Origin of the sequence: Pseudokineococcus lusitanus, from assembly GCF_003751265.1 — a bacterium.
Classification (GTDB): domain Bacteria; phylum Actinomycetota; class Actinomycetes; order Actinomycetales; family Quadrisphaeraceae; genus Pseudokineococcus; species Pseudokineococcus lusitanus.
Window position 1 is genome coordinate 419,429 of the sequence record NZ_RJKN01000002.1, and the last position, 19,640, is coordinate 439,068.

Genomic DNA, 19,640 nt, shown 5'->3' on the forward strand with positions numbered 1-19,640 from the left:
GGACTCGCGACGTCTCGTCGGACCCGGGCGGACGGCACCCCGCGGGTCAGCGCGTCGACGCCCCGATCGCCACGCCCTCGCGCCGCTCGGCGGCCGCGTCGTCGTCCTCCAGCGCCCGGACCCCGGCCGCGGTGAGCAGCGGGACCATGAGCGTCGCGGCGACGGCCGGGATCGACGTGCCGGAGTCGTTGACGGCGAAGCCGATGAGCACGAGCACGAGCCAGGCGAGGAAGCCGTGGCGCAGGGTCGGGCTGCGGTCGAAGGCGCGGCGCAGGGCCGGCGGGCCGCCCGCCCCGGGCCGCAGGAGGACGAAGGCCACGAACAGCGCCGCGAGCGGCACGAGGAGCCCCTGCGGGTTGCCGGTGAGGACCTCGATGTTGGCGGACAGCTTCCGCTGCACGACGCCGACCGCGCCGCCGTCGAGCACCGTCTCGACGAAGCGGCCCAGGTGCGTGCGCTGGTCCGCCGGCCGCAGGTAGTCGAGCGTCGCGAGGAGCGACATGACGAGCAGCGTGCCGACGCCGACGCCCAGCACCCGGACGACGGTGAGCCGCACCCCCGCCACGAGGAGGGCGAGGAGCGTGAAGGCCGGGACGATGGCGGGCGGGCCGCCGAAGTCGCTGCCGAGGCCGGGCGTCCCGTTGATCGCGGCGCAGACCACGCCGACGACGGCGACGACGCCGACCGCGGCGCCCCGCCGGTCCCGGGTGAGCAGGCCGTGCGCCAGCGCCGTGGCGAGCAGGAGGAAGCCCGTCGAGAAGAGGGCGAAGGGCGGGTTGCCGAGGCCGTAGAAGCGGCCGGCGACCACGGGGTTCGGCCCCATGAGGCTGGACAGCTGCAGCGTCGAGCCCGTGATGACGTCGGCGGCCAGCACGAGCGCGGTCGCGCCGCCGACGACGGCCGCCGGGCCCAGCAGGGTCCGGCGCCAGGGCCCGAGGAGCGCCACCGCCGAGACGACCGCCGTGCCTGCGCCGACGGCCAGGACGAGGGAGAGCCCCGGGACGTCGGACCGCCACCACGGCACGAGGCCGGCGAGGACGGTGGCGACCGGGACGGACGCGAAGACGACGGACACCCGGCGCAGCCACGCGAGCACGCCGCGGCGGCCCGCCGTACCGCCCCAGCCGCGGCGGAGCCCGAGGAAGGCCGCGCCGTAGAGGAGCACCTGCGCGCCGTACAGGGCGTAGAAGAAGGGCCCCACGACGGGACGGACCTCGACGGCCGCGAGCGAGAGGTCGAGCACCGAGTCGCGGCGCTCCTCCGCGGTGAGGCCCGTGACGACGGGCAGCACCGGGGCGCCGACGAGCCCGCCCGGGGCGTCGACGCCGAGCGCGGCGAGCAGCGTGGGCGCCACGTCGGTGGTCTGGAGGAGACCGTCCTGACGGGTCGAGGTCGAGCCCACGAGCGTCCCGTCGTACGTGGCGGACGCCCCGCCCGCGGGGGCGGGGCCGACGGCCGCGAAGGCGCCGAGGTGGGCGCGCGCGGTCGCGTCGGCGATGCCCGCCACGAGGACCGTGGCGTCGTCGGGGACGGCGTCGAGGACGGCGCCGACGCGGGCGTCGAGCAGCTCGACGCTCGTCACCGCCGCCTCCTCGGGCACCTCCTCGCCGGGCGCCGGGTCGGCGAGGACGCTGCCGGCGTCGACGACGAGGAGCCGGGCGCCGTCGTCGAGCAGCCGCTCGACCGCCTCGCCGAGCGCGGCCGGCTCGGGCGGGCGCCGCTCGTGCGGGCCCTCGAGCGTGCCGTCGGTCGTGGCGAGGGCCACGGCGGCCCCCGGGCCCACGGACGCCGAGGGCGTCCCGGCCGCGGCCAGCGCGTCGCCGAGGAGGCCGAGACGGGCGTCGTAGTCCTGGGTGGCGACGGCGGCGCGGTACGTGCCCCACCGCGTGACCTCGCCGTCGACCGGCTCGGTCAGCGGCGAGCAGCGCGTGAGCACCTCGGCCGGGTCGGGCTCGGCGGTGCCGCCGTCGGCCAGGGGAATCTCCAGCCCCGGCCGGGGGTCGAGGGCCCGCGAGCCCGCGGAGACGGCGAGCCAGCCGTCGGCGGGGCAGGCGCTGGAGGTGACGGAGCGGACCGCGACGTCGCCGAGGCCGGCGTCGCGCTGCAGCGCCCCGAGGACGGGCGTGCCGGCGGGCGCCTGGACGGTGCCCGTGGGGCCCGCGCCGTGCTCGGCGAGGTCGCCGAGGGGCTCGCCGTCCGCGTCGACCGGGGTGACGTCGCCCCACCGCAGCCCTGGGACGCCGACGAGGACGACCGGGCCGGGGACGGCCGCGCCGCCCGTCGACCGGGGCGCGGAGGTCGCGGCGACGGCGGCGGGGGCCGCGACGAGGCCCGCCAGCAGCGCCAGGACGAGGGCGAGGGCGGCGGGCACGGCCCCGAGGGTAGGGGCGCCCCCTGGACGAGGCCTGTGCCGCGACGGCCGGGCCCTCCCCGCCGGAGCGGCGCCCCGGGAGGAGGCCGACGGGGGCGGCGTGCGGCCGACCGGTGGACGGCGGACCGGACGGCCCCCCGCGTCGGCTAAGGTCTGCGCCGTTCACGAAGGGGAGTAGCCCCCAACCGCGGCGTCGACACACTGGCCGCCCCGACCGCAGCAGTGCGGACGAGGCACCCGGTGCCGCGGACCTGGGCCCGCCGGCAGGCGCGCGCAGGTGGGCGAGACCTTCGACCACGCGCCCGTCGGCGCTCGGTCGGAGGCGTCCCCGCTCCCGCCCGGGCGCCTGCGCCCGACCCGGAGGACCTCCGTGGACGCCTTCTTCCTCACCGCAGCCGTCGGCTTCGGCGTCATCTTCGTCGCCGAGCTGGGCGACAAGTCCCAGCTCATGGCGCTGACCTTCGCCACCCGCTACCGGCCCTGGCCGATCATCGCGGCCATCACCGCGGCGACCGCCCTCGTGCACCTCGTCTCCGTGGTCCTCGGCGCCGCGCTGGGGGCGGCGCTGCCGACGACGGCCATCGCCGTGGTCGCCGGCCTCGCCTTCATCGGCTTCGGCCTCTGGACCTTCCGCGGCGACTCGCTCGACGACGACGAGCAGTCGCGCTCCTCGCGCACCGGCCGCTCGGTCTTCGTCACGGTGGCCGTGGCCTTCCTCCTCGCCGAGCTCGGCGACAAGACGATGCTCGCGACGATCACCCTCGCCGCCCGCGACGACGGCCTCGCCGAGATCGCGGGCACCTGGCTCGGGTCGACGATCGGCATGGTCGCGGCCGACGCCCTCGCCATCCTCCTCGGCGCCTTCCTCGGCCGGCGGCTGCCCGAGAAGGCGATCCGGATCGGCGCCGGCGTGCTGTTCTGCCTCATCGGCCTCTGGCTGCTGGCCGACGTCCTCCTGCTCGGCTGAGGCCCGGGCGGCGGGCTGTCGCCCGCCGCCCGCACCGCTCAGGACACGCGCGAGCGCGCCCGGTCCACGTCACGGGTGGACCGGTGACGCAGGACGGCCGCCCGCACCCCCGCCGCGAGCACGACGAGCGCGGCCGCCGCTGCCACGACGACGACGACCGGCACGGGCCCCGTCGTGTCGCTCGGGTCCGTGCGCCCGACCGCCACCCACGCCAGGCCCCACGCGAGCGAGAGCGTCGGCGCCAGGCGCCCCGTCAGCGTGGCGATCCCGACGCCGATCGCCGCGGCCACGACGAGGACGAGCACCGCCCACAGGCTCTCCCCGCCCGGGACGGGCGTCGGCAGCACGTCGGTCTTGAGCCACGCCGAGACGTTGGCCACCGTCGCGATGAGCACCCAGCCGAGGTAGAGGCCCGTCGTGCCGTCGACGAGCAGCGCCTCGACCCTCGTGCGCGGCGGCGTGCGGCCCAGCCGCGCGAGCGCGACGCCGAGCACCGCGGCGAGCGCGGCGATGACGACCACGCTGCCGACGAGCGAGCCCAGCTGGACGACGGTGATCCACAGCGCGTTGAGCACCGCCGAGGCCACGAGCCACCACCCCGCCGCGCGCTGGCGGGGGTAGTCCGGGCGCGCGGCGGCGAGCTGCCAGACCGCCAGCGCCACGAGGCCCGTGTAGATGACGCCCCAGATCGAGAAGGCGGGGCCCGCCGGCGCCACGAGCGTCGAGGTCGCCGAGAGCGCCCCTCCCGCCGCCTGCTCCACGGGCTGCCCGCCGAAGGCGCCCGACCCGATCGTCGAGACGGCCACCGCCACGACGGCGCTGACGAGCAGCACCCACTGCCTCACCCGGTCGCGCTGCTGCGCCCTCGATGTCTCCATGATGGAGAGACTACGGTGGGGAGCCGGGGACCGCTCGCCGGAGCGGTCGGGAGGGCGGGGCCGTGGCCGACGACGAGGGTGCACGCCGCTCCCCCCGGGCGGCACGGGTCCTGGCGGGCCTGCGCCGGCTCACCTCGGAGAGCGACCGGTACGTCGAGGCGGTCGGCGCCGCCCACGGCAGCGCGCCGACGGACCTCGCGGCCGTCTCCCTCGTCGTCGAGGGCGAGGCGCGCGGCGTGGAGCACAGCCCCGGCAGCCTCGGCCGCGGCCTGCACCTGTCCTCCCCCGCGACGAGCGCCCTCCTCGCGCGGCTCGAGCGCGCCGGCCACGTGCGGCGCACGCGGAGCGCCGAGGACGGCCGCCGCGTCGTCGTCGAGGTGACCGACACGGCCCGCGACCTCGGCCGCGCCGTCTTCACCCCGCTGGCCCGCGAGCTGGACAGGGTGCTGGCGGGCTACTCCGACGAGGAGCTGGCCCTCGTCGAGCGCTTCCTCGGCGAGGCGGGCGACGCCGTCGAGCGCAGCCGGCGCGCGGCCGGCGGCCCCGCGTCCTGAGGCCGGGGCGGGCGCCGACGCCCCCGTCGGGGCACCGACGCCCCACGTCCGGGTCACCGGTGGACGACGCCGCCCGCGGCGGGCGGCCTACCGGCAGACTGCGCCCCGTGCGCCCACGGGGAGGCGCGCGGGCGGGGGACCGCCGCACCCGAGCGGAAGAGCAGGCATGGACATCACCACCGGCATCGTCACCCTCGTCGTCGTAGGGCTCCTGGTCCTCGTCGTCCTGATCGTCGTCATCTCGGTGGTGCGGCGCTACAAGATCGCCAACCCGTCGGAGGCGCTCGTCGTCGTCGGGCGCAAGGGCGGGCGCCCCGTCCTCAACCCCGAGACGGGCGAGTCCTCGATGGACCTGTCCGGCCAGCGCGTCGTCATGGGCGGCGGCGTCTTCGTCAAGCCCTTCGTCGAGCAGGCGTACGCGCTGTCGCTCGCCTCCCGCTCGATCCGCGTGCAGATCCGCGGCGCCGTCTCGCAGCAGGGCATCCGGCTCAACCTCGACGCGGTCGCCATCGTCAAGGTCGGCGGCGCCGAGGCGAGCGTCCGCGCGGCCGCGCAGCGCTTCCTCCACCAGCAGGACGAGATCGAGGCCTTCACGCAGGAGGTCCTCGCCGGCTCGCTGCGCTCCATCGTCGGCACGCTGACGGTCGACGAGATCATCCGCGACCGCGCCGCCTTCGCCCGCCAGGTCGCCGACGAGTCGGTGTCCTCGCTCAACAACCAGGGCCTCGTCCTCGACACCTTCCAGATCCAGGACGTCTCCGACGACAGCAACTACCTGCGCGACCTCGGCCGCCCCGAGGCCGCCGCGGCCGCCCGCAACGCCGCCATCGCCGAGGCCGACGCCCAGCGCGAGGCGTCGCAGCGCGAGGCCGCGGCGCAGCAGCTCGTCGCCGAGGCCGAGCGCGACCTGGCCCTGCGCCGGGCCACCTTCCGCGCCGACACCGACCGCGCGCAGGCCGAGGCGCAGGCCGCCGGCGCGCTGGCCAAGGCGGCCCAGGACCAGGAGGTCCTCACCGTCCAGGAGCGGGTGGCGCAGCGGCAGGCCACCCTCACCGAGACCCAGCTCGACACCGACGTCCGCAAGCCCGCCGACGCCGCCCGGTACAAGACGGAGCAGGAGGCGCAGGCGCGCCGCAGCGCCGTCCAGTACGAGGCCGAGGGCCGCGCGGCGTCGTCCGTCGCCGACGCGAAGGCCGCCGCCGAGCGCACCCGCCTGACCGCCGACGCCGAGGCGCAGCGCCTGTCCATCAGCGCCGAGTCCGAGGCACGCGCCGTCCGCCTGGCCGCCGAGGCGGAGCTCGCGCGCCGCACCGCTCAGGCCGACGCCCGCCGTCTCGAGGGCGAGTCCGAGGCCGCCGCCGAGGAGGCGAAGGGCCGTGCGCAGGCCGCCGCCACCGAGGCCAAGGGCCGCGCCGAGGCCGCCGCCCGCCGCGAGCTGGCCGCGGCCTTCGCCGGCTACGGCGAGGCCGCCCGGCTGCAGATGGTCGTCGAGGTCCTCCCCGAGATGGCCCGCGCGCTCGCCGAGCCGCTCGGCTCGATCGACGACCTCACCGTCATCTCCAACGACGGCGCGGGCGCCCTCTCGCGCTCCGTGGCGGGCAACCTCCACGAGACGCTCGAGACGGTCCGGCGCACCACCGGGCTCGACCTGCGCTCCCTCCTCGGCGGGGGCGACGCGAAGGCCGCCCCGGCGCGGCCCGTGGCCGCCGGCGTGGCGCCGGGCGGCTTCGGCGCCGGCGACGAGGGCGAGCAGACCGCCGCCGGGGACACCGCCGGGGACACCGCCGGGGACACCGCCGGCGGGGGTCGGTGACCGGCGGGCCGCGGCCGCGCCGGTACGGCTACCTCGGCCCCGAGGGCACCTTCACCGACGCCGCCCTCGGCCTCGCGCTCGCCGCGCGGGGCGAGGACGGCGCGACGGGCGCGCCGACGGCCGAGCGCGTGCCCGCCGCCAGCGTCGACGCGGCGCTGGCGGCGGTGCGGGCCGGCGGGCTCGACGCCGCCGTCGTGCCCATGGAGAACTCCGTCGAGGGCGGCGTGCCCGCGACGCTCGACGGCCTCGCCGGCGGCGACCCCCTCGTGGTCGTCGCCGAGGTCCTCGTGCCCGTCTCCTTCGTCCTCGCCGTCCGCCCGGGCACGCGGCGCGAGGACGTGCGGGTCGTCAGCACGCACTCCCACGCCCAGGCGCAGTGCCGCGGCTGGCTGGCCGAGCACCTGCCCGACGCCGGGTACACGCCGAGCACGTCGACGGCCGCGGCCGCGGCCGGCCTCGCGCCGGACGCGCCGGCGCCGTCGTACGAGGCCGCGCTGTGCGCCCGCGTGGCCGCCGAGCGGTACGGCCTCGAGGTGCTGGCCGAGGACGTCGGCGACACCGCCGGCGCGGTGACGCGCTTCGTCGTCGTCTCGCGACCCACCCCGCCGCCCCCCCGCACGGGCGCCGACCGCACGACGGTCATCGCCTTCCAGCCGGCGGACCACCCGGGCATGCTGCTCGGCCTCCTCGAGGAGTTCTCCTCGCGCGGGGTCAACCTCACCCGCATCGAGTCGCGCCCCACCGGTGACGCGCTGGGCCGCTACTGCTTCGCCATCGACGCGGAGGGCCACGTCGAGGACGCCCGCGTGGCCGAGGCGCTCCTCGGCCTCCACAGGGTGTGCGCGCAGGTCCGCTTCCTCGGCTCCTACCCGAGGGCGGACGCCGTCCCCGTCGTCGTCCGGCCCGGCACGGCCGACGACGACTTCGCCGCCGCCCGCGGGTGGCTCGACGCCGTGCGCGCCGGTCGTCCCCCGGCGGGCTCCCACGCCGGTGACGGACCCGTCGCGCGGACCACCTCTTAGGATCGACGCGTGACGGAGATCTCCGGGCTGGCCGAGGCCGAGCCGACCGCCGGCGCGGCGCTCCCGGCCGTCGTCCTCGACTCGCCCGCCGCCGTCCTCCTCGTCGACCTCGGCCAGGGGGACGTGGTCTACGCCAACCACCTGGCGCAGCAGCTCGCGCCCGGCCTCGGGCTGCCCGCCGCCATCGGCGACTGGTCGCGCGCCGCGGGCCTGCGCGACGCCTCCGGCGAGGAGATGGAGGAGAGCTCCGCCCCGCTGCAGCGCGTCGCCGCCGGCGAGCCCGTGGCCGGCGAGGCCGTCTCGGCGGCCCGCGGCTCCGACGCCACGGAGGCCCGCGAGGCGCTCTGGGTCGTCGGCATCCCCCTCACGGACGCGCCTCCGCCGCTGGCCACGCGGGCCCTCGTCGTCATGCTGCCCATGCGGGAGCAGGCCGCCGTCGAGGGCCTGCGCGCCAGCAGCGACCTGCGGCACCGGGCCGTCCTCGCGAGCGACCTCTCCTTCAGCATCAGCGACCCCCACCGCGAGGACAACCCGCTCGTCTGGGTCAACCCCGCGTTCGAGCGGACCACCGGGTACACCTCGGAGCAGGTGGTCGGGAAGAACTGCCGCTTCCTCCAGGGGCCGGGGACGGACCGTGCGGCCGTCGCCCGCATCGCGCAGGCGCTGCGCGACGACGAGCCGGTCACCGAGGTCCTGCTCAACCACCGTGCCGACGGCACCGCCTTCTGGAACGAGGTGGTCATCAGCCCGGTGTTCGACGCCGACGGCCGGCTCACCCACCACGTCGGCGTGCAGTCGGACGTCACGCTGCGCGTCGAGGGCGCCGCCGAGCGCGACCGCGCGCTCGAGGCCGCCCGCCGCGCCAACGCCCGCCTCGAGGCCCTCTCGCGGGTCAGCGAGGCGCTGGCCAGCCGCTTCGACAGCCACGAGGCCCTCGCCTCGCTCCCAGGCCTCGTCGTCCCCGACCTCGCCGGCTGGGCCTTCGTCGTCGAGGCCGACACCCAGGGCCGTGCCGTCGGGGTCCACGTCGCCCACGGCGACCCGGCCCACGTCGAGGACGCCGCCGCGATGGAGCGGGTCGACCTCGGCGTCCTCCAGCGGGCGCCCGAGCTGGTCGACGTGCTCAGCGGCTCGGTCACGAGCCCCGTCGTCATCGACCTCAGCACGGCCGAGGGCACGGAGGGGCTCGAGCCCGAGGCCGCGCGCGCGGTCGAGGCGGTCCGGCTCGGCCGCGTCGTCCTCGTCCCCCTCCGCGCCCGCGGCCGGACGACGGCCGTGCTCGGCCTCGTCGTCGGCGAGCGCGAGCCGAACCAGGCCGACCTCACGACGATGGCGGACGTCGGGCTGCGCGCCGGCCTCGCCGTCGACAACGCCCGCCTGTACGAGCGCGAGCACGCCGCGGCGCTGACGCTGCAGCGGAGCCTGCTGCCGGACCTGCCGGACCTCGACGGCTTCGACGTCGCCGCCACCTACCTGCCGGCCTCGGTCGGCGCCGAGGTGGGCGGCGACTGGTACGACGTCCTCGACCTTCCGGACGGCGGCGTCGGCGTCGCCATCGGCGACGTCATGGGCCACGACCTCCAAGCCGCCGCCGCCATGGGCCAGCTCCGCTCGGTCCTGCGCTCCTACGCCTGGAGCGGCGACGAGCCGGGCGCCGTCGTGCGGCAGCTCGACCTGCTCGTCCGCGGCCTCGGCATGGCCGGCCTCGCCACCTGCGTCTACGCGCGGATCCAGGCCGACGACGAGGGGCGCTGCGTCGTCTCCTACGCCAAGGCCGGCCACCCGCCGCCGCTCATGCTCGTCCCGGGCGAGGGCGTGCACCGCCTCGACCAGGCGCTCAGCACGCCCATCGGGGTGGCCGCCGCCGCCCCGGGGGCGGAGCAGGCCGAGCTGGAGATGCGCCCGGGCTCGTCGCTCGTGCTCTACACGGACGGACTGCTGGAGCGCCGCGACCGGCCGCTGCGCGAGGGCATCGAGCAGCTGGAGGCCGTCCTGCGCGCCGCGCCCGCCGACGCCGACGCCGCGGCGCTGCGCGACCTCGTCGTCGAGGGGCTCGTGGACGACGTCGCCGCCCTCGACGACGACACCTGCGTGCTCATCGTCCGCCACCGCTGACGTCGCCCCCCGGCACGGCCCGGGGCCCCGCCGGCCGGGTCAGGCCGCGGCGTGCACCGCGCGGGAGACGTCGACCTCCTCGAGCCGCACCGGGCGCTGCAGGTGGTACCCCTGCGCCGTGTCGCACCCCGCGTCGCGCAGGGCCGTCACCTGGTGGGCGCTCTCGACGCCCTCGGCGACGACCTCGAGGTCGAGCGCCCGTGCGAGGGCGAGGACGGCGTCGACGACGGGCGTGCAGCCGGCGCCCGGCACGACGCGGTCGACGAAGGACTTGTCGAGCTTGAGGACGTCGACGGGGAGCTGGTCGAGCCGCGAGAGCGTGGACCACCCGGTGCCGAAGTCGTCGACGGCGATCCGGACGCCGGAACGGCGCAGCGTCGAGAGGGAGGCGTCCATCGTGGGGACGTCCATGAAGGCCGTCTCGGTGACCTCCAGGACGAGGTCGGAGGGCGCCAGACCGCTGTCGTCGAGGGCCCGGAGCACGCGGGCCGGGTAGGCCGCGGAGGCGAGCTCGGCGCCGGAGACGTTGACGGCCACGCTCGCGCGGCACCCGGTGCGGTCCTGCCACGCCTTGACCTCGTGGCAGGCGGCCCGCAGGACGCGGGCGCCGAGAAGGTCGACGACCCCGGTGGCCTCGGCGAGCGGCAGGAAGGTGTCGGGCGCGAGCAGCCCGCGCTCGGGGTGCTGCCACCGCACGAGCGCCTCCACGCCGGCGAGGCGGCCGGTCCGCAGCTCGACGACGGGCTGGTAGCGGACGACGAGCTCGCCGTCGGTGATGGCGCGCAGCAGCTCCTCGGCCTCGGGGGTGTCGAGGCTGGCCGGCACGAGGCCGCGGCGACGGCGCTTGGCGTCGTAGAGGTCGGCGTCGGCGCGCTGGCGCCAGGTGGCCCCGGAGTCGCTGCCGTCGAGGACGGCGACGCCGTAGGACAGCCCCTGCCCGTCCGGCATGGCGGCCGCCGACGCGTCGAGGCGGTCCCGCACCGCGGTCTCCGTCGCCTCGACCACCCAGACGAACTCGTCGCCGCCGATGCGGGCGAGCAGGCCGCCGCCGAGCGAGACCTCGAGGTGGCGCGCCACGGCGACGAGGCGGGCGTCGCCCGCGGCGTGCCCGTGGGTGTCGTTGACCTCCTTGAACCCGTCGAGGTCGAGCATCGCGAGGGCGACCGGCCCGCCGTCGCCGGCTCCCGGCCCCTGGGCGAGGAGCTCGTCGAGGCGGCGGTCGAGGGCCCGGCGGTTCGGCAGGCCCGTCAGCTCGTCGACGTCCGCGCGGGCGGCGGCCCGGCTGACGACGACGCCGAGGACGGAGACGGCCACGAGCATGACCGCGAGGTAGAGGCCCTCGACGGCGAGGGCCTCCCCCGGCCGGCCGAGCGTCAGCGTCGCGACGACGAGCAGGACCGCCGCGAGGTGGAGCGCGGCCGGGACGGGGCGCAGGAGGAAGGCCGAGGGGAGGACGCCGAGGACCAGCAGCGAGAGGACGGCCACGAGGCGGTGCGGGTCGGCCACGGCGTCCACGGCCGAGACGACGAGGAGGACCTCGCCGGCGACGACGCCGAGGTGCAGCACCCGCCACGACACGACGGCCCGGCGCAGGAGCAGCGCGGCCCCGCCGACGGCGGCCACGGCGGCGACGAGGAGGAGGACGGACGGCGTCTGGCCCGGGGCGGGACGCAGCACGGAGGCGACCGAGCACGCGCTGCCGACGAGCAGCACGACGCCGGCGAGGACGACGACCACCGGGCCGGGACGTGCGCCGGCCACCTCGGTCGTGGGCGCCTCCGGGGTCAGGGGAGACGGCGGCGGGACGGTCACGGGGACATCCTGCGGCCAGAAGGCCGCTTCCGTCACCGGTAGTAGGTGAAGACACCTGAGGGTGATGGCCGGATCGACGCGCCGGCGGGCGCCACGTCACCCGTTCGGAGCACCCTCCCGGCTCAGAGCAGGCCTTCCAGCCAGGGACGCAGCGCTGCGTACCCGACGAAGGCGACGGCGTCGATGAGGAAGTGGGCCACGACGAGGGGCATGACGCGGCCCGTGCGGCGGTAGACGAGGGCGAAGACGACGCCCATGACGACGTTGCCGACGAAGGGGCCGAAGCCCTGGTACAGGTGGTAGCTGCCGCGCAGGAGCGAGCTGACGACGACGGCGGCCACGGCGCCCCAGCGCAGGTCGCGGAGCCGTGTGAGCAGCCAGCCGACGACGAGCACCTCCTCGAGCACGGCGTTCTTCGCCGCGGCGAGCAGGAGCACGGGCACCGTCCACCAGTACGTGTCGAGCGCCGCGGGGTCCACGGAGGCGGTGACGCCCAGTGCGCGGCCGGCGAGGTAGAGGCCGAGCCCGGGGACCCCGATGAGCGCCGCGAGCCCGAGCCCCGCGAGGAGGTCGTGCCCGGGCCGGCGGAGGTCGAGCCCGAGCCGGTGGGCGGCCGAGCGGACGGTCCCGCCGGCGCTCCACCCGAGCAGGGCGAGCGCGAGGAGGACGGGGACGAGCGCCGTCGCCGTGCCGAGCAGCTGGTAGGTGAGGTCGAACCAGGGTCGCTCGCTGCGCGAGGCGTTGAGCGTGGCCGTCGCCTCGCCGATCGGCCCCCGCGTCAGCGAGCCGACGAGGCTGACGACGGCGTACACGCCCGACGCCCCCAGGCTCAGCGCGAGCACCAGCCCGATCTCCCACCGCAGCCGCGCGCGGCGGACGGCGTCGGGCAGCGCGTCGAGGAGCAGCGGCCCCCCCGCCCCGGTCCCCGCGTCGGGCCCGCGCCCCGGCTGCACGCCCTGCCCCGCCGTCATGCGCCGGAGAGTAGGCCGCGTCCCCGACCGCCCGCCCGCGCCCCGCTGGGAGCCCGCTGTGCGCGCGGCCGTCCTCCGCTCGCCGTCGAGGCGCGCGCCCGCCCCGTCACCCGCCCCTCCCCCTCACGACGTGCGGCCATGACGCGGGCGGGGCGGGCCTCACCGACGCGACATGGCCGCACGTCGCGGTGGGGTGGGGCGTCAGGCCTCGGACGGGCGGGCGCCGCGACGGCGGCGCAGCACGACGAGCGGGACGACGACGAGGGCGGCCACCGCGGCGAAGGGCAGGGCCGCCCCGACGACGACGGCGGCCACGCGGACGACGGCGACCAGCGCGTCCCACCCGGCGCCGAGCCCGCCGGTGAAGCCGCCCGCCGCGACCGGCTCGACCGGCAGGGCCGCGGCCTCCTCGGCCAGCGCGACGTCGAGGGTGGCGAGGGAGGTCTGGTCGGCGAGCACGCGCTGCCGGGCCTGCAGCGCCTCGAGGTCGGCCTGGCGCGCGGCCAGCTCGCGCTCCAGGGCGATGACGTCCTCGACGTCGGTGGCCTCGGGGAGCCGGGCGCGGAAGCCGGCGAGGACGGCCTCGGCCGAGTCCACGCGACTGGCGACGTCGGCGACCTCGGCCGTGACGTCGGTCGAGGAGGTCGTGCGCGACGTCGCCTCGCCGAGGCCCTCGACGCCGGCGAGCACCTCGGCGAAGCGGTCGGACGGGACGCGCAGGGTGAGGGTCGCGGTGGCCGGCTCCCCGCCGGGCTCCCCGGCGCCGCCGCTCGAGGAGCTCTCGGCCACGAGCCCGCCGGAGCCGGTGGCCAGCACGGCCGCCGCGTCGGCCGCCGCGCGGACGTCGTCGACGAGGACCTGCACGCCGCCCGTCGTCACGACCGCGCGCTCGCCGGGGAGGTCGGCGCCGACGACGCGGGCCGGGTCGGCGGTCGGGGCGGCGTCGGCGGCCGCGGCGGCGTCACCCTCGGCGTCGTAGGCCAGGTCGGCCCCGGAGGCGGCGGAGCCCCCGCCGCCGTCGCCGCCCTGCTCGTTCGCCGCCCCCGTGCACGCCGCCAGGGCGAGGAGGGCCGCCACGAGGCCCGCGGCGGCCAGGGCCCGCGGGGCCCGGCGGGGCCGGGGGGCGGTGGGGGTCGGGGCTGGGGTCGCGTCGCTCACGGCTGCCTCCTCGTCGGCCCGGCGGCCTGCCGGGGCCGTGGGACGCAAGGGGCGGTCCCGCGGGTTCCGGGGCGCCGAGGACGGCGTGCGGGCGCGGGCGCGAGCCGCACGAAAGGGGCACGCCGGGCACCGACGCAGTCCTACCGTGGCCGCCCCACCCCCGTCGGCCCGAAGGCCGCCATGACCCCCCGCCCCCTGCGCTCCCTGCTCCTCGCCACCACCCTCGCCCTCGCGGCGGGGCTCGTGCCGCCCGCCTCCGCCGCCCCGCCGACGGACGACACCGTCCCCGCGGCGGCCACGGACGACCCCGGCTGCGCCCCCGAGGCCACCGTCCCGCGCTCCGTCAGCATCGACCGGCCCGTCGTCGAGGTGGCGATGCCCCTGAGCAACCCGTGCGCGGCTCCACGGGGGGACGTCGTCGTCTACAGCGAGTACGACCGGACCGGCCCGTCCTTCGGAGGCTCACGGTGGACGGCCGCGGACGACGTCGTCGTCTGGCGCTTCGACGACCAGGTGGTGCCGCCGGGCCCGTACCAGGTCCGTACCCGACTCCCGGGGACGTACAGCATCTTCGAGGCCTCGCCCACCACCGTCGGCTTCGGCTCGCGCGTCCGCCTCACCGGGGTCCGGGACGGCGAGGACGTCACCTTCCGGCTCTGCGCCGCCTACTACAACGGCCGCCGCGACGCTTTCGTCCCGTGGGTGCGCGACCTCGTCGTCCAGCGGCTGGGCGCCGACGGGGTGACGTGGGAGTACGTCAAGACGCACCAGATGGACGCGGGCGGGTGCGGCGACTTCGTGCTCCGGGACGTCGGCGTCGAGACCTACCAGGCCCGGGCCTCCACGGGGGCCAAGATCTTCGGCCGGACCTCGCCCGCCCTCCGGGTCTGACCCCGACGCGACGACGCCCGCCCCCTCGCGGGGACGGGCGTCGTCGGGCCGGGCGGGAGAGGTCAGCGGCGGCCGCTGCTCTCCAGGTGGTCCGGGGTGCCGCCCTCGGGCGTGCTGGCGTTCGTCACGCCGACCGGGTCGGCGCTGGGCTTCGCCGCCGGGCCGTGGTGGTCGTCGACCATCGTCGACTCGTCGAACGGGTCGTCGCCCGAGAGGACGCGCTGCATCTGCGCCCGGTCGAGCGCCTTCGTCCAGTGGCCGATGAGCACGGTGGCCACGGCGTTGCCGGAGAAGTTGGTGAGGGCGCGGGCCTCGGACATGAAGCGGTCGATGCCGACGATGAGGCCGACGCCGTCCACGAGGTCGGGGCGGTGGCTCTGCAGCCCGCCGGCCAGCGTCGCGAGGCCGGCGCCGGTGACGCCCGCCGCGCCCTTCGAGGCGATGATCATGAAGACGAGCAGGGAGATCTGCTGGCCGATGCTGAAGGGCGCGCCCGACGCCTCGGCGATGAAGAGCGAGGCCATCGTCAGGTAGATCGCCGTGCCGTCGAGGTTGAACGAGTACCCGACGGGGACGGTGATGCCGACGACCGAGCGGTCGACGCCGACGTGCTCCATCTTGGCGATGAGGCGGGGCAGCGCCGTCTCGGAGGACGAGGTCGCGACGATGAGCAGCAGCTCGCGGCCGAGGTACTTCAGCAGCGTGAAGATCGAGATGCCGGCGACGAGCCGCAGCAGCGTGCCGAGGACGACGAAGATGAAGAGCGCGCAGGTCACGTAGAACGCGAGCATGACGAGCAGGAGCCCGCGGATGGCGCTCCAGCCGGTCTCGCCGACGACACCGGCGATGGCGCCGAAGGCCCCGACCGGCGCGACCCACATGATCATCGCGAGGACCTTGAAGACGACCTTCTGGAAGACCGCGACGCCGCGCAGGGCCGCCTCGCCGGTCTGGCCGAGGGCCTGGACGGCGAAGCCGACGAGGATCGCGACGAAGAGGGTCGAGAGGACCGACTCGCCGACGAGCGGGGAGACGAGCGTCGTCGGGATGATCGACAGGACGAAGCCGAGCGTGCCGCCGGGGCCGTCGCCCTCCGACTCCGGGGCCTCGTAGTCGTAGCTGGAGCCGGAGTAGTTGATGTCCGCGCCCGGCTGGACGAGGTTGCCGACGACGAGGCCGATGGCCAGCGCGAACGTCGACATCCCGATGAAGTAGCCGAGGGCCAGGCCGCCGACGCGGCCGACCTGCGCGGCGGCGCGGATCGAGCCGATGCCGAGGACGATCGTGCAGAAGATGACCGGCGAGATCATCATCTTCACGAGGTCGACGAAGGCCGAGCCGATGGGCTTGAGGGCCACGCCGGCCGAGGGCGACAGCAGCCCGACGGCGGCACCGGCCACCACGGCGATGATCACGCTGATGTACAGCCAGTGGCTGCGGTCCTTCTTGGCGGGCGCCGCGGTCGGCGTCTCCTGGGGGCTCTGCGGCGGCGGCTGGGCGCTCATGCCATCTCCTCGTCGAGATCTGCGGTCTGCACCGCTCAGGGCAGCGGTGCCCGCGCAGCATCGTGGGGCCGCCCGGCCCGCCGCGCAGCCTTGCGTTCCTTGCGTCGACGCGACGGCGACGCAGCGGCGACACTTCCGCCGTGGCGGTGACGACGACGGGGCGCGGGGGACGACGTCGTCCCGCCGGCCGGCCCCGGAGCGTCGCGGCCTCGCTCATGTGGTGGCAGGTGGCCCTCGTCGTCGCGCTCGTCGTCGTCGCCGCGGTGCTGGCCACCGTCGACGTCCGGGCGGACGCCCGCGACGGTGCCGGCGAGCGCGCCGAGGCGGTGGCCGTCTCCGTCGCCGACTCCCCCGAGGTGCGCGAGGTCGCGGTCGACGCCGACCTCGACGTGGCCGCCCGCAGCGCGCGGCTGCAGCCCTTCGTCGAGCGGGTCCGCCGCGACACGGGCACGAGCTTCGTCGTCGTCATGGCGACGGACGGGACGCGGTGGACCCACCCGGACCGGGGCCAGATCGGCCGCACCTACATCGGCAGCCGCGACGCCGCGCTCGCCGGCGGCCGCGTCGTCGAGACGTACACCGGCACGCTCGGGCCGTCGGTGCGCGCGGTCGTGCCCGTCGTCGAGGGCGGCGACGTCGTCGCGCTCGTCGCCACCGGCATCAGCGTCACGTCGGTCGGCGAGGACGCCGCCGACGGCCTGCGCCTCGTCCTCCTCGCGGGCGCCGGCGTCCTCGCGCTCGCGCTGGGCGGCTCGTACCTCGTCGCGCGGCGGGCGCGGCGCCTCACGCTGGGGCTCGCCGGGCCCGAGCTGGCGCGGATGGTCACCTACTACGACGCCGTCCTCCGCTCGGTCCGCGAGGGCCTGCTGCTCGTGGACGCCGACGGGCGCGTGCAGCTGCTCAACGAGGAGGCCCGCGCGCTGCTGGACCTGCCGGACGACGTCGTCGGGCGGCCCGTCGACGACCTCGGCCTGCCGCCCGGCCTCGTGCGCCTGCTGCGCGGCGACGACGACGTCGCCGACGAGGTCGTCCTCACCGCGTCGCGGGTCCTCGTGGCCTCGGTCCGTGACGCGCGGGCGCCGTCCGGCGCGGGCGCCGCGCCCGCGCACGACGCCGGCCGCGTCATGACGCTGCGCGACCGCACCGACCTCCTCGCCCTCTCCGACGAGCTGGAGACCACCCGCTCGCTCGCCGAGGCGCTGCGCAGCCAGGCGCACGAGCAGGCCAACCGGCTCCACACCGTCGTCCAGCTCGTCGAGATGGGCCGCTCGCGGGAGGCGGTGGAGCTGGCCGTGGACGAGCTCGCGGCCGCGCAGGCCCTCACCGACCAGGTGGTGGGCGCCGTCGCCGAGCCCGTCGTCGCCGCCCTCCTGCTGGGCGCGAGCGCCCGGGCCGCCGAGCGCGGCGTGGACGTCGTCGTCGCCGGGCAGAGCCGCCTCGACGAGGGGGCGCTCGACCGCACGGGGACGCCGGTGCGCGACGTCCTCACGGTGCTCGGCAACCTCACCGACAACGCCGTCGACGCCGCGGCGGCGGCACGCGACGCGGCCGGCGGGGGCGACGCGCTCGTCGAGGTGGTGCTGCGGGCCGACGACGACGGGGTGGTCGTCGAAGTGTCCGACTCGGGCGCCGGCCTCGCCCCGGAGGACGCCGAGCGGGCCTTCCGCCGCGGCTGGTCGACGAAGGGCGACGGCGGCCGGCTGCACGGGCGGGGGCTGGGGCTCGCGCTCGTGGGCCAGGCGGTGGACCGCCTCGGCGGCCGGATCGACGTCTCCCGCTCCGACCTCGGCGGGGCGTGCTTCGCCGTCCGGCTCCCCGCCGGGCCCGGCCCGTCGGGCGCCGGGCGGGCCGACGCCGTCGTGGGCGCGCCGTGACCGGCCGGCGCGACCTCGTCGTCCTCGTCGTCGAGGACGAGCCGGTGGCCGCGGCGGCCCACCGCACCCACGTCGACGCGACGCCCGGCTTCCGGGCCCTGCCGCCCGCCGCGACCGCCGCGGAGGCGCTGCGCCGGCTGCGGGCCGCGGACGAGATCGACGGCGAGCCCGTGGACCTCGTCCTGCTCGACATGCACCTGCCGGACCGGCCGGGCCTCGACGTCGTCCGGGCGCTGCGGGCGGCCGGGCGGTGGACCGACGTCCTCGCCGTCACGTCGGCGCGCGAGCTGTCGACAGTGCGGGCGGCAACGTCGCTCGGCGTCGTCGGCTACCTGCTCAAGCCCTTCGCCGGGGCGGCGCTGCGGGAGCGGCTCGAGCAGTACGCGGCCGCCCGCGCCGCGCGGTCCGACGACGGCACCGCGCTGTCGCAGGAGGAGGTCGACCGGGCGGTCGGGGGGCACCTGGCGCCGCGCGGCGCCACCACTGGCCGGCCGGGCGGGCTGTCCCCCGAGACCCTCACCGCGGTGGCCGAGGTGGTGCGTGCCGCGCCGTCCTCGGCCGGGGAGGTCGCGTCCGCCGTGGGGGTCGGCCGGGTCACCGCGCGCCGCTACCTCGAGCACCTCGTGGGCCAGGGGACGGCCGACCGCCGACCGCGCTACGGCGGGACGGGGCGCCCCGAGCTCGAGTACCGCTGGACCGGCTGACCCCCGGGCCGGCTCAGGGGGCGTGCAGCGGCCGCAGGCACGACGCGGGCAGCCACCCCATGACGACGCCGCCCGTGCCGTCGTCCCCCAGCGCGTAGGCGACGCGGGCCTGCCACGCGCCCTGCTCGTCGCGCCGCCAGCCCGCGACGACGCCGGGCATCGGCTCGACGTCGGGCATGAGCACCCAGCAGTGCGTGCCGCGCGGCGAGCGCCGGGGCGTGGCGCCGGGCGCTCCCCCGTCGGCCCTGTCAGCCCCGTCAGCCCCGTCGGCCTCGTCGGGCGCGGCGGCCGACTGCTCGTGCTGGTCGGCCATGGATCGGCGGAAGGCGGCCGCCCTGCTGCTCGACCACCCTCCGCCCACGACGGAAGGTTCGCACAGACGTTCGAGTGATCGCACGGCCGCTCCCCCGGTCGGTGGACGACGGCGGGGCAGGGCGGCCGGGGTCAGCCCTCGGCGAGGGCCCCCTCCCACAGGCCCGCCTGCTCCTCCGTGCGGGCGACGAGCAGGGCCAGCTCGACGCGGGTCCGGGCGGCACGGAGGGCGCCGACCGAGACGCGGGCGGCCTCCGGCGCCGGGTAGCCGTAGACGCCGGTGGAGATCGACGGGAAGGCCACCGACGTGGCGCCCACCTCGTCCGCCCGCGCGAGCGACGCCGTGTACGCCGAGGCCAGGAGCACCGGGTCCTCCGGCCGGCCCGACCAGCGGGGGCCGACGGCGTGGACGACCCAGCGCACGGGCGCGAGGTCGAACGCCGGGGTCACGACCGCCGAGCCCGTGGGGCAGGGCGCCAGCGCGCGGCTCGCCGTGAGGAGCTCGGGCCCGGCGGCGCCGTGGACCGCGGCGTCGACCCCGCCGCCGCCCCTCAGCGCCCGGTTGGCCGCCGTGACGACGGCGTCGACCGGCTGGCGGGTGACGTCGCCCGACGTGCCTGCGACCACCTCGATGCGCACGCGCCCATGGTGCGCGGGCCGCGGGCCCGCCGGGGGCGGACGTCCCGACGGCGC

16 protein-coding genes are annotated in these 19,640 nt (G+C 77.6%); 8 read left to right on the forward strand and 8 right to left on the reverse strand.

Going from position 1 to position 19,640, the window contains the following annotated elements; translation table 11 throughout:
* Nucleotides 1-46 precede the first annotated feature (46 nt).
* Nucleotides 47-2,371 carry a hypothetical protein gene (locus tag EDC03_RS05160; RefSeq protein WP_123379117.1) on the reverse strand — a complete coding sequence of 775 codons (2,325 nt, stop codon included), beginning with the start codon at nt 2,369-2,371 and terminating at the stop codon, nt 47-49.
* Nucleotides 2,372-2,741: 370 nt separating this feature from the next.
* Here EDC03_RS05160 and EDC03_RS05165 point away from each other — a divergent pair, with 370 nt between their 5' ends.
* Nucleotides 2,742-3,338: a TMEM165/GDT1 family protein gene (locus EDC03_RS05165; RefSeq protein ID WP_123379307.1), complete on the forward strand. Its 597-nt coding sequence runs from the start codon at nt 2,742-2,744 to the stop codon at nt 3,336-3,338.
* Nucleotides 3,339-3,376: 38 nt separating this feature from the next.
* Here the strand turns inward: EDC03_RS05165 and EDC03_RS05170 are convergent, their stop codons facing one another.
* Nucleotides 3,377-4,216: a tryptophan-rich sensory protein gene (locus tag EDC03_RS05170; protein ID WP_123379118.1), complete on the reverse strand. Its 840-nt coding sequence runs from the start codon at nt 4,214-4,216 to the stop codon at nt 3,377-3,379.
* A 62-nt stretch (nt 4,217-4,278) separates the two neighbouring features.
* Here EDC03_RS05170 and EDC03_RS05175 point away from each other — a divergent pair, with 62 nt between their 5' ends.
* The 4 genes from EDC03_RS05175 (at nt 4,279) to EDC03_RS05190 (ending at nt 9,720) form a co-directional block, all read left to right on the forward strand.
* Nucleotides 4,279-4,770 carry a MarR family winged helix-turn-helix transcriptional regulator gene (locus EDC03_RS05175; RefSeq protein WP_123379119.1) on the forward strand — a complete coding sequence of 164 codons (492 nt, stop codon included), beginning with the start codon at nt 4,279-4,281 and terminating at the stop codon, nt 4,768-4,770.
* A 166-nt stretch (nt 4,771-4,936) separates the two neighbouring features.
* A complete protein-coding gene (locus EDC03_RS05180; protein ID WP_123379120.1) occupies nt 4,937-6,583 on the forward strand; it encodes a flotillin family protein in 1,647 nt (548 codons plus the stop codon).
* Nucleotides 6,580-7,605 carry a prephenate dehydratase gene (gene pheA / locus EDC03_RS05185; RefSeq protein ID WP_123379121.1) on the forward strand — a complete coding sequence of 342 codons (1,026 nt, stop codon included), beginning with the start codon at nt 6,580-6,582 and terminating at the stop codon, nt 7,603-7,605. Before EDC03_RS05180 ends, pheA begins: the two co-directional genes overlap by 4 nt.
* A 9-nt stretch (nt 7,606-7,614) precedes the next feature.
* Nucleotides 7,615-9,720: a SpoIIE family protein phosphatase gene (locus EDC03_RS05190; protein ID WP_123379122.1), complete on the forward strand. Its 2,106-nt coding sequence runs from the start codon at nt 7,615-7,617 to the stop codon at nt 9,718-9,720.
* Nucleotides 9,721-9,759: 39 nt separating this feature from the next.
* Here EDC03_RS05190 and EDC03_RS05195 read toward each other — a convergent pair whose 3' ends face one another.
* The 3 genes from EDC03_RS05195 to EDC03_RS05205 form a co-directional block, all read right to left on the reverse strand.
* Nucleotides 9,760-11,532, reverse strand: a complete 1,773-nt coding sequence (locus EDC03_RS05195; protein WP_123379123.1) for a putative bifunctional diguanylate cyclase/phosphodiesterase — start codon at nt 11,530-11,532, stop codon at nt 9,760-9,762.
* 122 nt (nt 11,533-11,654) lie between these two features.
* Nucleotides 11,655-12,503 carry a CPBP family intramembrane glutamic endopeptidase gene (locus tag EDC03_RS05200; protein ID WP_123379124.1) on the reverse strand — a complete coding sequence of 283 codons (849 nt, stop codon included), beginning with the start codon at nt 12,501-12,503 and terminating at the stop codon, nt 11,655-11,657.
* A gap of 201 nt (nt 12,504-12,704) precedes the next feature.
* Nucleotides 12,705-13,661, reverse strand: coding sequence for a DUF4349 domain-containing protein (locus EDC03_RS05205; protein WP_158674206.1), 957 nt, complete (start codon nt 13,659-13,661; stop codon nt 12,705-12,707).
* A 180-nt stretch (nt 13,662-13,841) separates the two neighbouring features.
* Between EDC03_RS05205 and EDC03_RS05210 the strand changes: the two genes are divergently transcribed.
* Nucleotides 13,842-14,552, forward strand: a complete 711-nt coding sequence (locus EDC03_RS05210; RefSeq protein ID WP_123379126.1) for a hypothetical protein — start codon at nt 13,842-13,844, stop codon at nt 14,550-14,552.
* Nucleotides 14,553-14,614: 62 nt separating this feature from the next.
* Here EDC03_RS05210 and EDC03_RS05215 read toward each other — a convergent pair whose 3' ends face one another.
* Nucleotides 14,615-16,057, reverse strand: a complete 1,443-nt coding sequence (locus EDC03_RS05215; RefSeq protein ID WP_123379127.1) for a cation:dicarboxylate symporter family transporter — start codon at nt 16,055-16,057, stop codon at nt 14,615-14,617.
* A 140-nt stretch (nt 16,058-16,197) separates the two neighbouring features.
* Here EDC03_RS05215 and EDC03_RS05220 point away from each other — a divergent pair, with 140 nt between their 5' ends.
* Nucleotides 16,198-17,931: a sensor histidine kinase gene (locus tag EDC03_RS05220; RefSeq protein ID WP_199719947.1), complete on the forward strand. Its 1,734-nt coding sequence runs from the start codon at nt 16,198-16,200 to the stop codon at nt 17,929-17,931.
* Nucleotides 17,928-18,635: a response regulator gene (locus tag EDC03_RS05225; protein ID WP_123379309.1), complete on the forward strand. Its 708-nt coding sequence runs from the start codon at nt 17,928-17,930 to the stop codon at nt 18,633-18,635. Before EDC03_RS05220 ends, EDC03_RS05225 begins: the two co-directional genes overlap by 4 nt.
* A 13-nt stretch (nt 18,636-18,648) precedes the next feature.
* Here EDC03_RS05225 and EDC03_RS05230 read toward each other — a convergent pair whose 3' ends face one another.
* Both EDC03_RS05230 and EDC03_RS05235 read right to left on the reverse strand, forming a co-directional pair.
* Complete coding sequence (locus tag EDC03_RS05230; protein WP_148058012.1) at nt 18,649-18,996, reverse strand: hypothetical protein; 348 nt, start codon at nt 18,994-18,996, stop codon at nt 18,649-18,651.
* 83 nt (nt 18,997-19,079) lie between these two features.
* Nucleotides 19,080-19,586: a macro domain-containing protein gene (locus EDC03_RS05235; RefSeq protein WP_199719948.1), complete on the reverse strand. Its 507-nt coding sequence runs from the start codon at nt 19,584-19,586 to the stop codon at nt 19,080-19,082.
* Nucleotides 19,587-19,640 lie beyond the last annotated feature (54 nt).